The following is a 14,647-nucleotide window of genomic DNA, read 5'->3' on the forward strand; positions in this document are numbered from 1 at the left end:
ATCGAAAATAACATGGAAAAAGAAATCAATAAAATAGACCGTCATTTTCTAGGATCAGGATGGTCTTTTCCAGTCACCTTTTCGGTTGGAAATCATCAGCTGAACATCAGTGCCTACGAAGAAAATATCAAAGAGTCCATTGATATTATCCTGCAGACCAGGCATGGAGAACGTTGCATGGAAGGAGGCTTTGGAGGAGGATTACAGCAATTCCTTTTTAAAAAAATGGATGAAACGCTCAAAGGAGAGATTGCCGAAGCGGTGAGTTACGCATTGCTGTATAATGAACCCCGAATTACGGTGACAGACGTAGATGTTCAGTTCAGAGATGTAAGAGGCGGGGTGATAGAAATTTTACTGGGTTATATGTACAATCAAACGAATACCAGGCACAATTATGTGTTTCCTTTTTATATCAATGAAGGAACCAATTTAATCTGAGGATATGAAGTTCGTAAATCAGCATAGCATATTACATTCGGTATATGAGTCTCTGGCACCAGGGGCTTCTCTGATCGATGGGCGAACGGAGCAAGACTGGCTGCGTTTTCTGTCAGAATTTGCGGGCTTGATTAATTTTTACGACCAGACTAATTCCTTGAATGGCAACTGGGAGCCTTTCCTTCTAAAAGATCCTGTTTTTTTAATGGCTGCCATTTCTGGAACGAGCTACACCAAACTTTATACCCTATACTTAAATACCTGTCATAAACTGGAACGCCTTTTAGCCGCAGACCAGAAAAATGAGGATTTATCGAATTCTTTTAACCAGCTTTTTGATCAGCTGATTGGTATTTTTCTGAAGATCAGAGCATGGTATCACTACATGGAGCAATCTGTGGTGGATTATCCCTTAAAAACATACCTGGCTACGCAGATCAGGGCTACTTTTGCCAATGAACTGCAAGCCATCTTTTCTTTGAGGGAGGAACTGCTCAGTACTGAACTGATTGCAGGGTTGCTTCCTTTGGATCCTTTAGTGGCTGATAAATTTTTCGGTTATGAGGCAAGAATCTGGAATGAAGGCTTATATGGCGGTCCTTATTGGGAGCTTCTGGGTTTATCCCGCTCCATCAAACAGAATTCTCTTGTCGCCATTTTTAAGGCCTTAACGCATATCGCTGAAGCTTTATTTAACTTTTTGCAGGTCATCATCAGGCAGGCCAATACGGAATATGGACGTTTGATTAAACTAAAAAGCAGTTTCCCTGATACTACCTTACTGCGTACGTTTATTGAACTGTTAAAGGTTCAGCAGGCGCAGCTGAATGGCATCTCCGAGGCACATCTTCGATTTTACTATAAGGATATTTTGAAGCAGCGCGAACGTAAGGCTGTGGCAGACTGCGCTTTTTTAGTGGCTGTTTTGAACAGTAGCGATGCTGTTTTTAGCCTGCCAGAAGGCACCTTATTTGATGCAGGGACTGATCCGGAAAAGAATCCCATTGTATTTGCGAGTACGGAGGAGGTGGTTCTGAATCCAGCGGTTATTCCTATGGCCCAAACCTTATCAAGAGTGCCAGCTTCCAATGCGCTTTCCATTCTTCAGTTGCAAACCATCGCCAATCCTGGCGTATTGGAAAAAGATGAGGAGGGGAAGGTGTTGAGCTGGGATACCCTGGGCAGTCATGAACCCGATCCTGCTGCTCAACAGTCGCTGGGTATTGCATTTGCTTCACCTATGCTGCTGCTGAGAGAAGGAACGAGAACGCTGACGATCTCCATGAGTTATACTGGTGAAATGGATCTGAACATGCTGTCTGCGGCACAATGTTACCTCAGTACGCAGAAGGATTGGCTGGAGGTCAGTCCAGATTTTAAACTGGAAGAAGATACCGTGCCTAACCCCATCATTTTTACCATTACCTTAGCCCATACAGATCCCGCAATTGAATCTTTTCTCGTCAATCCTGATGCGGTTAACAGTTCCTGGCCGATGTTAAAATTGGTATTCCATCAGGTTACCGGAGCAAAAGTCTCCGTTCCGATATTGCAGGCACTGAAAATAGATGTTGATGTTGCCGAGATGGAAACCTTCCAGCTCTATAACGATTATGGGGCATTGAGCACTAAAGTGAGCTTTTCGCCATTTGGTCCCAGTCCTGCTTATGGCAGTAATTTTATCCTGGGCAGTAACGAGATTTTTAGCAAACCTGTAACTTCATTCCAGATGCAGCTGAACTGGGCTGTGCTGCCCATACCTCCAGATTTCAGTACCTATTATCAGGCTTATAATTTATACCTGAACGATCAGTTGAAGTTTCAGAAAACACCAGATTCCTGCTGGTGGAAGAAAACCTTCGGTAAAAAGAAAACGCCGCCCAGCACTGCAACTGAAGGGCCTTATAATAATTCCTGCTTTATGGCCGACTTTCAGATACTGGATGAAAAGAATTGGCAGCCTGTTGTATTTGACAGCAACGATTCTTCTACCGGTGCTAATTTGCTTTATGGTACGGATGACCAAGGGCTGAGCAGTTTCAGCAGCTATGCAACCACTGCGATTCCGCTAAGTGCATGCGATCCGGCACTGCAAAATCAGCCTATGAAATTTACGGAAACCAGTACTGCGGGATTCCTGAGAATGGAGTTAAAGGGGATCGATTATGGTTTTGGTGCCGTAATTTACCCGAATGTGGTAGCGGCCGTTACCCTTTATAATTCGCAGATACTTTACAATAAACAGGATCAGCCTTTTGCTGATGCGGCACAATTACCTTTTACCCCCAAATTACAAAGCCTTAGTGTAGCTTATCAGGCTTCAGCTCAGTATGTATTTAATCCCGAAAGTGGGCTGGAGCCTAGTATTGACACTTATCCGATCCAGGTTTTTTTATATACTCCTTTTACAAATTATACGGTTTATGATCAGGCGAATCAGCCTCTGGTACAAAAAGAGACCATGGGTGATTTGGAGGGTTCAGCGCTGGAGTTGTCGGGCATTCCTTTATACGCATCCTTTAACTATGATGGATTCTTATACCTGTCTGTGGATAGCCTGATTCCTGCGAGCAGTTTCAATATTTATTTTGAGCTGGCGAGGAAATATGCCAGCAGCAGCACTGTAACTCCTCAGCTGGAGTACTATTATTTAGGTACCGATGGCTGGGCTCCGCTGATGGTGCTGGCAGATGGCACCCATCACCTTAGTTCATCAGGAATTGTGACTTTGAATGTTCCGGCAAACATCACTTTAGAAAGTGAGCTGATGCCCAAAGGATGTTATTGGATAGTCCTTGCGGGAAATGATGTTTCACAGGTAGCTGCCACCGTTTTATTGAGTACCAACGGGATTATGGTGCAGCGCTCAGCCAGTAGCCCTGAAGTCCTCAGTCAGCTGAATATAGCCGCAGGTACAATTACGCAGACAAAAAAGCCCTTTTCGAAGATCAGCAGTATTCAGCAGCCTTTTCCTTCTTTTGGAACTCAGGTATCTGAAGATGCGGCAGCGATGAATAGGAGGGTCAGTAATCGTCTGAAAACAAAAGACAGAGCGGTTACAGCAGCAGATTATGTGACGCTGATGAAACAGGAATTTAATGATATCTATGATGCAGCTGTTGTTTTCGACGCCCTTCAGCAGACCATTAATATATATGTAGTAAAGGCGGTGGATCACTGGAAATCGCCCCATGCTTTCCTTCCAATGGTGAGCATTTATGAAGAAGCACAGCTGAAATTATATTTACAAAAGAGGACTTCTGCTTTTTCGGTGCTTCAGGTCAAAAATCCAGATTTTCAGGCGGTAGCTGTGGTTGCAAGTATCCGGATTCAAAAAGGATATGAATTTTTATCTGTTCAGCAGCGACTGATTCAGGCACTGAATATTTACCTCTCTCCATGGATTAACGACCCTGGCTTACAGGTGTCGATCTACCAGGACATAGATGATACAGCTGTTGCAGCTTTTATCAAAACTATAGCGGGAGTAGCAGCCGTAGAAACTGTGTTTTTTAAAAGTTGGATGTATCATCCAGAAATGATCACAGCGGCAGCAGAAACCACTGTATTGACCTCGATGGTAAAGCCACTGCGAAAATCTACTTTGTTTATTTCAAATTTGATTCACGAGATCAGCCTTTATCCCTCAGCAATATGAGTATAACAAATGTGATTATTGATCAGCCACTGCCGCTCAATCAGGACTACCGCGCACTCAAAGATAAGGGGCTGGCTTATATTCAGCTGCATAGCGGGCATGAATGGAGCAATTTGAATAACGTTGATCCTGGAGTAACGATTCTGGAGCAGGTCTGTTATGCGCTAACTGAATTGGGCTATTGTAATGATTTTCCTGTGGCTGATATTTTAACCGGAGCAGATGGAAATCTGGAATTGAAAGATCAGTTTTATCTACCAGAAGAAATCCTTACCAGTACACCGCTCAGCATAGCTGATTATCGAAAATGTCTTATTGATGGGTTAATAGGGGTATCCAATGCGGTAATAATTCCTATCCCTTGTCCTTTTGGCAGCGGAAATGGCGTTTACCAGGTTTATTTACAGCCATATCCTTCATTGACTCTGGAAGAGAGGAAAACACTTTGTGCTGCGGCCTATGTTTACCTGAATAAATGGAGAAATCTGGGCGAGCGGTTTCTGATACCTCTTTGTCTGGATGATGATTGGTATACCATCGCTGGCAGAATAGAAATTCAGGAGGAAACAGCACTAAACGAGATTCTTATTCAACTGCAGCAGCAGGTTCAGCAGGCGATATTTCCTCAGGTAGTTCCTGTGGGCTACGATGTATTAGAGCGTCATGGTATGCAGGCGGATGAGATTTTTAATGGTCCATTACTGCAATGCGGCTGGATTCCTAATTCAGCATTGGGGGAAAAGAAAGACCAGCTGCAATTGATTAAACTGCAGCAGCTGATGTTGAATGTCGCTGGGCTGAAGCAGGTCAGTCATCTGGTGTTTGATCAGCATCCTGCAGCGCAGGAGATTCAGACTGGTAGTACTCAGTTGCTGAGGATTGATTGGGTAGCTTCATTACAAGCGGGACTGGAGATTTATTGCAAAGATAAAAGGTTGGTGGTTACTGCTCATCTGCGATCGCTTTCAGCCGGGAGAACACCGCCTGGAGATCCGGGACTGATCTTTGGAACTTCTCCGAATGTCCGTACCAGCGTACCTATAGGTAAATTCCGGGATATCAATTCTTATTATTCTATTCAGCATACTTTTCCGGAGATCTTTGCAGTAGGGGAAGACGCGATCGTGGATGGTGCTACAGATTTTCAAATTGCACAATCGCGTCAGCTTAAAGGCTATTTAACTTTATTTGATCAGGTATTGGCCAATCAATTTTCCCAGCTGGCGAATTTGGGAACCTTGTTTTCTTTTAAAAATGCCAGCAGCGGGACACCCTCTGATGCATCTTTTTTTTATGAGACAAAAAGCCGGCTGGAGCATATCCCTTCAGAATACCCGGTTCCATATCTTGCCTTTTCAGTGAGCTATTTTTATCAGTCACTGTATTCAGTTCCTCACATCAGGCCATTGCTCAAAGACAATGAGATTTACAGTTTTAGTCTTGATGCTGAAACCGAAAAAGAATTAGCATACAACAGCTGGTTAGCCTATAAAAAAGACCCATATAATGCCTACATCAAAGGGTTAATGGACATCATGGAAGAAGAGCCGACCAATCTGGTGAGGAGGAACGAGATGCTGAATCATTTGCTGGCCCGCCACGGAGAATCACCCTTATTGATCGATACCATTATTCATGGTGCTTATTATGCGGGAGAAAGTTTAAAAGATCAGGTGATTTTTAAGAGTCTTTACCTCCAAAATTTAGGCTTGCTTTCATATTTCAGGCAAAAGGCTTATAACTATGTCAGTGCAAAGAAGGTAGCGGATTTCCTATCTGATGTTCCTCTTAATTTTGAACGCCAGATTATGGGTGGAAATACGAATGACTTTATATTTAATTCGGGGAAAGTAGACCGTATGGAAGAGCTGACTGCAGTTGATTTTATCAATTACTCCGCAGTGGAACTGAAGTTAAGCCTACTTTTTGGTTTAAAAACCGTTTACCGTGATTTCATCGCCAACCATTATGATCGTGCAGCGAGTGCTGCCGATCTGAAGCTAGCGATGTGGATGATCATGGAACGCAAAGGACTACTGCTGATTGAAACTGGTATGCTGTTTTTTGGCACTGAGATCCCTCCAGGAATGCCACAGGTGATCTTGATTTTTCCTGCATTTATTGTGCCGCTGAATACCGCAGCATTTGTGGAGCGACTCAACTTTTTTATGCAGCAAACAATGCCGGTACAGGTATCTTATGACTGGTATTTTTTAAATAGCAGTCTGCTGGAAATCCTGATAATTGCTTATGCGGAATGGCACAATGGACTGGTTTATGATAAAGGAGAATGGGCGGAGGGACAGGCCTTGCCTTACGCTTCCGATCTTCTCAGCGTAATTCATCAAATTTATCAAAATAGTCATGCCTCAAACTAACCAGCATCTCATTTCCAAGTTAACCTGGGATACCGTTTTTGATAGTAAGGCCCATGGACCAGCACTTCAAGATCGGTTAAGCGATTGGAGTGACTTCCACCTGCAACAAGAATTGAGTGCTGTTTTCGATAAGTTTTGTCCAGCAGCGCAAACCTGGAGAATCCAGTCGCTGGAATTAGACCTGGGAAACATCGATTTTGACCATCTAGAAACGGAATTGGCCGTTAAACTTCGTCAGCAGTTGAACGAGAAACTCATTTCCCTCATGCTCTACCCACATCAATACGGAAGTGATATTGAGATTCTGGATGAAAAAAGATCCCATGTACAGCTGATCCGGTATTTTTTGAGAAATGGTGTATTGCCATGGAATCATCAGACCAATGATGGTTCCCTGAATCAGATCCTGACCCTACAACTGCAAAATAACCAGGAAGAGCTGCTGGCCATGTTAAAAGAAGCAGGTTTAAGTGCAGAATTACTGAGGAGGAGAATGGCCTGGCAGTTTAGCGAACCGAATATGGTTAGCATTATTATGGGCATGGAGCCCAATGTAGGTGGACAAATCATTCTGTTTTCAAATGAGCTGACCAAAATCCAGCAAAAGGAAAGGGTAGTACAGGCCAGTAGCACTACAGATTTTAAGAAAAACGTGTGGTTCTGGGTCTTGAATTACCTGTTAACTGAGCGTGGGACTGTTTTTAACAGAATTCAATTCATGAAAAGCAGTATTGTGCAGATGGCTGCGCATTACAATATGCAATACGATCAACTTTTTGAGCTGATTGAGCTTTCTGTGGCAAAACTCAGCAGCAGTCTGAGTATGCAGCCTGATTTTATCCTTACCCTGCAGCTACTCTCCAAAGAGAATAAGCTGGCTCAAAAAAAGAGGGTCAGTGTGGAAGTAGAAGAAGACCATTGGCTGGGATTGAAAATACTCTTTCTGAATCAAAGCCTGAGAAGGACAGCAGGAAATAGGACAAGATTTAACGACTTGGTGACTGTACTTTCGAAAAGAGACAAAGTACGTTTCAAACAGCTAATAGTTGCGTTTGAAAATAATGCTGAGTTTTGGCTACCCCTGATCAAAGACCTGTCGTACCATAGTTTGAGGATAATATTTACTGCAGTTAATGACAGCAGGTCGGTGATTTTAACAGAAAGTATACTTTTTTTAAACCGATTACTGGGCAGGGTAAAAGAGGAGTCGGACCGCAATCAGCTTTGGTGTAGCGGCCTGATGTTTTTATTGGAACATAAGAATGAGTCTTTCAATGAAACGGCTTTTCTTCATGCACTGATTACGGTTTTAGCGGAAAATAAACAGCATTCTGCAATGGTCTTGTTGGATCAGCTATTGGTGGTCGAAGTTCCAACCTCACTAAAAACGCTGCGCCATACCACACTTTATCAGACGCTGGTTAGTGTTTTTAGGATGGAAATTTCCAGGATGCCAGGTTTACAGTTTAAGAAACACTTGCAGCAATTAATGGAATTGTTTCATTTGCAGATAAAAGAAGGGATTAAAGATCGCAAAGGCTTTGAGCTCCTGAAAAATAAATTAGAAAATTACATCATACTTCAACCCAAAGCATTTATGGAAGCTTTAAAAGCAAGACCCTATCAGCGCAGCCTTGAATTGCTCCTTCCACTAGCAATTACAGGTAAGACATACACCGCCCTGGATTTTTCCACTGGCCGGGCCTGGAGCAGCAAAGCCGATACCCGATCGGAAGTGGAAACACAAGCCTCTAAAGCATGGTTAGCCGATCTAAAGAACCGGCCGGAACAGTTTCTTGACTTTGTAAAGAAGGAGCTCATTGTCGACACGCAATTGGTATGGCTTCAGAAGATGATCAGCTTTGAGGGATTGTCGACAATGATCGGCAGCCAGTATCCAGCCCAGCAATCAATGATGTTTGTTTTGGTGCAATTCTACCAGGGCTTGGAATTCGTTTCCATGAGCAAGGTTTCTGCGGCTGACCTGCAGTACTTGCTGTTCAAAAAAGTGGTCAAGGCCTGGACTTCCGGAAATTGGAAACTGATCACAGCTGAAAATATCTGGAATGAACTCATTTGGGAGATCTGCAGTAAACGAGGGGTAACTAAGTCAGAATTTCTTAGGCGAATGCATGCGCATCAGTCCATGTTGCCGCCAGTAATGCAATTGACTTTTAAATCCCTGTGGGCTCAGGATCGTTCCGCTGTCCAGGAACGTTCAAGCATTCAGGGTCGTTCAGCAGTACAGTCCGATAAAAGTTCCCAGTCAAAACCAGTGGTTACGAAATCACCAGCCGCTGCGGAGCAAAATAATAACCGGATCAATGAACCCATAAGTATTAGAAATGCAGGGTTGGTTTTACTCAATAGTTATATGGTGATGCTTTTAAGGCGCCTCAACCTCCTGGATGAAAAAATGGCTTTCTGCAATCAGGAAAGTCAATTGGCTGCGGTGCATTACCTGCAGTTTTTAGTCACCGGACAAAGTCATACGGAAGAATCTTTTTTGCCGCTAAACAAATTGCTTTGCGGGATCTCTTTATCACAGCCTGTAAAGGATGGAGTTAGTCTTTCTGCTGAGGATCAATTGCTTATAGAAGGACTGTTTCAAGCAGTAATCGCTCATTGGCCATCCATTGGAAAGTGTTCTATGGATGGTTTTAGGGGAAACTGGCTGGTTAGAGATGGCTTGCTGACAGAGAAAGAAGACCGCTGGGAATTGACCGTTGATAAGCGGGCTTACGACCTCTTGATCAATAGATCGCCATTTTCGTTCTCCATCATCAGGCATCCATGGATGGATAAACCAGTTCATGTACACTGGCCTTATTAGTATTAAAAATCAGGAACACCTAAAAAAATCTAAATCAATCCAATTAATGAATTAAGATCTAAATTATGAACTCTTACCATCAAAACCTACATTCCGCTATCGTAGGCTCTTTACAGAGTCTGGATATTGAAGAACAAAACCTGAAGTCGCAGGTCAATGCCTCGATGTTTACCCTGTATCATGCGCAAGGAGCCACCATTACTGCTGAACAGAACCTGGCCGCCGCAAAAGACAGTTTTAAATTTAAGTCGACTACTCAGAGTGAGGCTGTAAAAGACAGTAATGTTTCCATCAATTTACTCAATTGTGCAACGCAGAGCAACCAATATGTAAAGCAGTCGACTACAAATATTGCAGTTTGTGCAGCAAATGTCCAGATCTCTGCTAATGCCATTGTTCGTTTGGCAAGTGACATTGGCAGCATTTACAGTATTTTAAATGCGGCGGATTTTGACAGTGACATTTATTATCTGGCACGCGATGCACGCGAGCTGATCAATGAAACGGCGTATGATGCGGAGTTGGCTTCACAATTGGCAATGGAAGCATCAATGCTGACTGCAGAGGTTTCTGCGGCTACCGTACTTGATATGGCCAAAGCCACTAACAATTTAATGGCTTCCGTATTGAAAATCACGACCGCTGATTTTGATTTGGCTTCACAAGCAATAGCAACAGACAGCGCCGCAGTTTCTGCAGTCAGGTCTACAGAGAAACTAGATGAAGGAGCTCTTGAAATGGTCACTATCGCTTATAGTGCTACTAAATCTGCCTATGCATTAACGAACAGGGAATTGAACCTTGATCTGCTGGTGACCACCTCCAATACGGATGCACTTAGTTTTACAGTTGATTTTAACACCATTAAAAGTCCGTTCCCATTAGAAAAGCTGGTCAAACATCCCATGTATCCGGTAGAGCGGTATTATCTCATTGTGGTTAAGGAAAAGAAAAAGCAAACCTTTTCTATATCTAATGTAGAGCGCTTAATGAATAGTACAGAACTGATTCCTTTAGCACCTACAGATCAACATCACATCACACAGGTGGTGAATGTGTTCAGCAGTTTGAAAGAAAGCACAGATGTGGTGGCATTGGTGGATTCAGACAATGACCCGATTGGATTAGGGAAAAGTTATGTGGTTTTCGTTATGGCAGTTTTCAGCGATGAGTACAAAAGAACCATCAATTGTTATGATGATTATTTGTCCGCTCCCTCTCAGACATTTACCTTAGCGAGTAGGCTGGAGTCTATTCCAGGTGAGGTGATTCAGGTGAGTGCTTATGATGAAAAAGACTTGTCGGATGAGGAACGCAGGCTGGCATTAGCGTTTAAAAATGAGCAGCTGAAACAGAGACTTGGTGAGGATACGATTGTGGATTACAATTATGTGATGACTTTCTCCAGTCAGAAAAGTGCTGATACAGAATTAGAATACAGATGTATGCTGCTGCCCTTTAGTCTGGACGTGTCTGATCAATTGCTAACCAAAGAATCACTTGAGTTTTTAGTGAGGGATGAAATTGCGAAGCTGGAAGAAATTGCAGCTCAGCTTGACCCGGAGATTGCCCGATTGGAAGAAGAGGTCTATACTGAAGCGCTTAAGCTGGAATTATTGAATAAGGAGCTTGATGTGCTGAATCAGAAATTAGCTGATTACGCCAAAGAGAAGGAACCTGTTGACGAACAAACTGCTGCCATCATCCAATCTTTGAAAGAGGAGCAAAAACTGATCGGCACACAATTAAAACAACTGCAGGATGCTCATAAAGGCAAAATTGTTCAGTTGGATTTCCTGAAGGAGGAAAAAGAAAAGCAAACGGGCTTATTATCAATGGTTGCGCCAGCAAAACCTGGTTTTCTTTTTAATGTGCCTATCGCCGAGCAGGTATATGCCGATAGCTATACGGTGGCTAAGCAGAATATAAAAGCAAAAGATAGTGATAGATTGCAATGGGTAGCCTTTTTCGGACCAGATACTACTGATAATTTCGGTAACAGGTTAAATGAACATGAAAAATATCTTCCGGTTATTCTCTCTTATTCCAGGGCATCAGCAGACAGTGAAACTGCTTTTGTGAATGTATTGTCAGATATGGCGAATACCGATTATTTTCCACATTAACAGTTCATTATTAAACAAGATCCATTATGAAATCCCCACAAACAATGAGAAATACATCTTTGGCTCTACAGGAGCGTTATAAAAGACATGGCATTACTGAATTTAAAAAAAATGAACTGGATGCTTTAACGCTCCAGGTGATGAATGCGCAAGAAATTGTGGCACAATATCAATCTATTGTGACTTCTTTGACCACAAAATCCAATGATCTTCAGGCTTTCCTTGCCACAGCTACTAATGATAAAACTCAGGCCTATACCAACAAAGTACTGGTTGATCAGCTGGTGCAGAGTGCTGCAGGCTTGCTGCAAAACTCGGATATCGCCTTTAATGAAATGCTCAGGGCTAATTTAAGGACCAAAACTTTAACTTCAAATGTCAATGAAGTCATGAGTAAATTGATCTATGCTGCAGAAGTTATCAATAAATTAGCCACGCTCGTACTGAGAAAAAAGGCATTGAACCCGCTGATTTCAGACGAATTGGTCAGTATGCTGAGCACGGCTGGTACGGATGCCAACAATGCGGTAGCCGTATCGCTGGTTGCCTTACAAAGTGCTTTTGTAGCACAAGCTACAGAAATGGAAGCGGAAACGGCAGCAGGGTTGGAGTATACGCAAGCGATCAGCTTCACTAAATTGTTGACCGGAACCGTAAGAAAAGGCCATTCTGTTTCCTTACAGGGAATTTTCTACCAGGCGTATAAGAATGCCAGCGTCAACTATATTTTAATAGAAAAGGCCAATTTCAGCACTACTAAACAATTGAATGTAGCCAAGGCAAATCTGAATACAGCACAGGTGAAACTGAAATCCCTTCAGTCTGGTTTAGCAGCAGCCAATGCAGCGGCCTTAGCTTCTTAATTTACTAAATGATCGTTCACCGTTGCTGATTGCAGGAACGGTGGACTAAAGCTCTTAATTTTTGTTTATGGAAGGTGTGTATAGAAACTTCTACCGGAATTTTTACAGGCGGACAAATGGTTTTATCCCTGTTGCGCCAATGGGCCAGACGGTTTATCCAGGTGATTTTTTTCAGATTAGTAATGGACAAATGATCGTTCTTGGAAACATCTTTAGAAACCAGGTGATTGATGTTCATGAAGTAGAAATAGGCGATCAGTATCAGCTAAATCCAACCGGATGGAGTTTTAGCGATGGGGTTACTAAGCCTTATTCTGGCCGGGGAACTGGTCGCGGACCAATTGCAGGCGAATTTGAATTCTGTAAACAAATTCTGGCCTTTGCAGGAAGAGGTAGTTTCATCTTTAAAGCCAATGAACCTGAGTCGGTGAAGATTTTGAATTGGAATGAAATACAGCAGGCGCTGATCATTCGGCTTACCCAAACTTATTATTCGTTCAGAAGCGTTTATGTGGTGAGCGAGACTGTTGCTGCGGCAGACTGGACCTTGGCTATTGCGGGAGCCAGTCAGGCAGAGTTGGAAATTGCAACAGATGCTGAAAACTTTGGGTTGCTGGACTTATTTGGGCATCATTCTTCAAGAACGATCCAGTCCAGAGATATTGAATTTTATCAACGGGAGGAAAAGAGGAAGTCTTCTTTTTATAAAGCTAAAAAATTGGTGCTGCGGGAAGAAAGGATGGAGAATTTAATCACCGATTTAATGGTTCAGTGGCGGGATTACAATGAATGGGCAAGTAGGTTTTATGCCTATGACTATCATTACGACCTGCATTATAATGCCAATATGGTTGCGTTTTCGGAAATCAATACACTGGATATGCTGCCCCCCAATGAACTTAATCCCAATACCGCATTACTTTATTTTAAATGGATAGAGGCGAGCCTGGACGATGTAGAAAAACTATTTACGAGCGATGGAGAATAATACCGCATTACTGGTGCTGAGACAAGAGATGGATTGGTTATCCGCTGTTATTACCCAATGTATGACCAGTTATTTCTTACAGGAAGGACACGAAAAAGAATGGACGGCTATTCCAATGCCAGATCTGTCCTTGCAGGATGGTCCTTATGCGGATGCAGTTAGAGAATGGAATCTGGATATCTATTCGAGATTGGCGATCGCGCTGAGTATGGCTCCACATCTTTGTCCGGAAGTGCTTGACCTGTTTTTTACCAAAAATAAATTGCACGACCGCGGTTTTACGGAATTTGGCGGGCTGGTTGCTAAAGATCATAATGGCTTTTTACCTACCGGTGATACCTTGTGTTTTTTAATCACTGTACATCATCCAGAACTGCGTTACGAGGTAATGAACTTGCTGGGGAAATCGCATATTCTGATCAAAGAAGAGGTGCTGATACTCACTGAAACTGAAATTAATCTGCCCAGGTTTAGAGGTCAGCTGAGTTTAAGTGAAAGCTGGTTGAATTATTTTCTGACCGGTGAGCGGCAAATGGCAGAAAATAGTGCTTCGTTTCCCGCACAGCACATTCACACGGAAATGGAATGGGATGATGTGGTACTGGATCGTTTGGTGCTGGAACAGCTGAATGAAATCACTTCCTGGCTGGCACATGGGCCTATCCTGATGGAAGACTGGGGTTTGAAGAAACAGCTTAAGCCAGGATATCGGGCTTTGTTTTATGGGCCACCAGGTACCGGTAAAACCTTAACGGCAACTTTGATCGGTAAAACCTCCGGCCGCAAAGTTTATAAAATAGACTTGTCTATGTTAGTCTCCAAATATATTGGAGAAACAGAAAAGAATTTATCCAGGGTGTTTGATATCGCTCAGCATCAGCATTGGATTCTGTTTTTTGATGAGGCAGATGCCTTATTTGGAAAGCGGAGCACTGCTGATTCAGCAAACGACAGACATGCCAACCAACAAACCGCTTATCTATTGCAGCGGATTGAAGATTTTCCTGGTGTGGTTATTCTGGCGACTAACCTCAAGGCGAATATGGATGAAGCTTTTGCGAGGAGGTTTCAAGCGATCATTCATTTTACCCTGCCTTCGGTGGAGGAACGATATGAACTTTGGAAAAAAGCTTTTTCTGGCATCTGTAAACTGGATGAAAATATAGATCTCTATGCCATTGCAAAAGATTATCCGCTGACTGGAGGTGCGATGATTAATGTGTTGAGGTTCTGTGCATTATCAGTAATTAGCAGGGCCGGTACTGTGGTTCGTCAAGGTGAGCTCCTGGCAGGTATTAAAAGAGAGTTTAAGAAAGAGAACCGAACGTTGATCAATTCCATATGATATTGTTTTTAAAAA

General features: G+C 42.8%; 8 protein-coding genes. All 8 read left to right on the forward strand.

Annotation, left to right across the window (positions count from 1 at the left end):
* Positions 1 to 12 precede the first annotated feature (12 nt).
* The 8 genes from AQ505_RS12180 to AQ505_RS12215 all read left to right on the forward strand — a co-directional run bounded on the left by AQ505_RS12180 (position 13) and on the right by AQ505_RS12215 (position 14,632).
* Positions 13 to 441, forward strand: a complete 429-nt coding sequence (locus AQ505_RS12180) for a GPW/gp25 family protein (RefSeq protein ID WP_062548430.1) — start codon at positions 13 to 15, stop codon at positions 439 to 441.
* Between the two features lie 4 nt (positions 442 to 445).
* Positions 446 to 4,099, forward strand: a complete 3,654-nt coding sequence (locus tag AQ505_RS12185) for a hypothetical protein (protein WP_062548431.1) — start codon at positions 446 to 448, stop codon at positions 4,097 to 4,099.
* Positions 4,096 to 6,477: a hypothetical protein gene (locus AQ505_RS12190; RefSeq protein ID WP_062548432.1), complete on the forward strand. Its 2,382-nt coding sequence runs from the start codon at positions 4,096 to 4,098 to the stop codon at positions 6,475 to 6,477. Before AQ505_RS12185 ends, AQ505_RS12190 begins: the two co-directional genes overlap by 4 nt.
* On the forward strand, positions 6,464 to 9,310 hold the full coding sequence (locus AQ505_RS12195) for a contractile injection system tape measure protein (RefSeq protein WP_062548433.1): 2,847 nt from the start codon (positions 6,464 to 6,466) through the stop codon (positions 9,308 to 9,310). The genes AQ505_RS12190 and AQ505_RS12195 overlap by 14 nt, the downstream gene beginning before the upstream one ends.
* Before the next feature lie 65 nt (positions 9,311 to 9,375).
* A complete protein-coding gene (locus tag AQ505_RS12200) occupies positions 9,376 to 11,436 on the forward strand; it encodes a hypothetical protein (RefSeq protein ID WP_062548434.1) in 2,061 nt (686 codons plus the stop codon).
* 44 nt (positions 11,437 to 11,480) lie between these two features.
* Positions 11,481 to 12,299 (forward strand): hypothetical protein, encoded by an 819-nt coding sequence (locus AQ505_RS12205; protein WP_062548435.1) that lies wholly within the window; start codon positions 11,481 to 11,483, stop codon positions 12,297 to 12,299.
* A 67-nt stretch (positions 12,300 to 12,366) separates the two neighbouring features.
* Positions 12,367 to 13,287, forward strand: coding sequence for a hypothetical protein (locus AQ505_RS12210; RefSeq protein WP_062548436.1), 921 nt, complete (start codon positions 12,367 to 12,369; stop codon positions 13,285 to 13,287).
* Positions 13,277 to 14,632, forward strand: coding sequence for an ATP-binding protein (locus AQ505_RS12215; protein WP_062548437.1), 1,356 nt, complete (start codon positions 13,277 to 13,279; stop codon positions 14,630 to 14,632). Before AQ505_RS12210 ends, AQ505_RS12215 begins: the two co-directional genes overlap by 11 nt.
* Positions 14,633 to 14,647 lie beyond the last annotated feature (15 nt).

It is taken from the genome of Pedobacter sp. PACM 27299 (assembly GCF_001412655.1).
GTDB lineage: Bacteria > Bacteroidota > Bacteroidia > Sphingobacteriales > Sphingobacteriaceae > Pedobacter.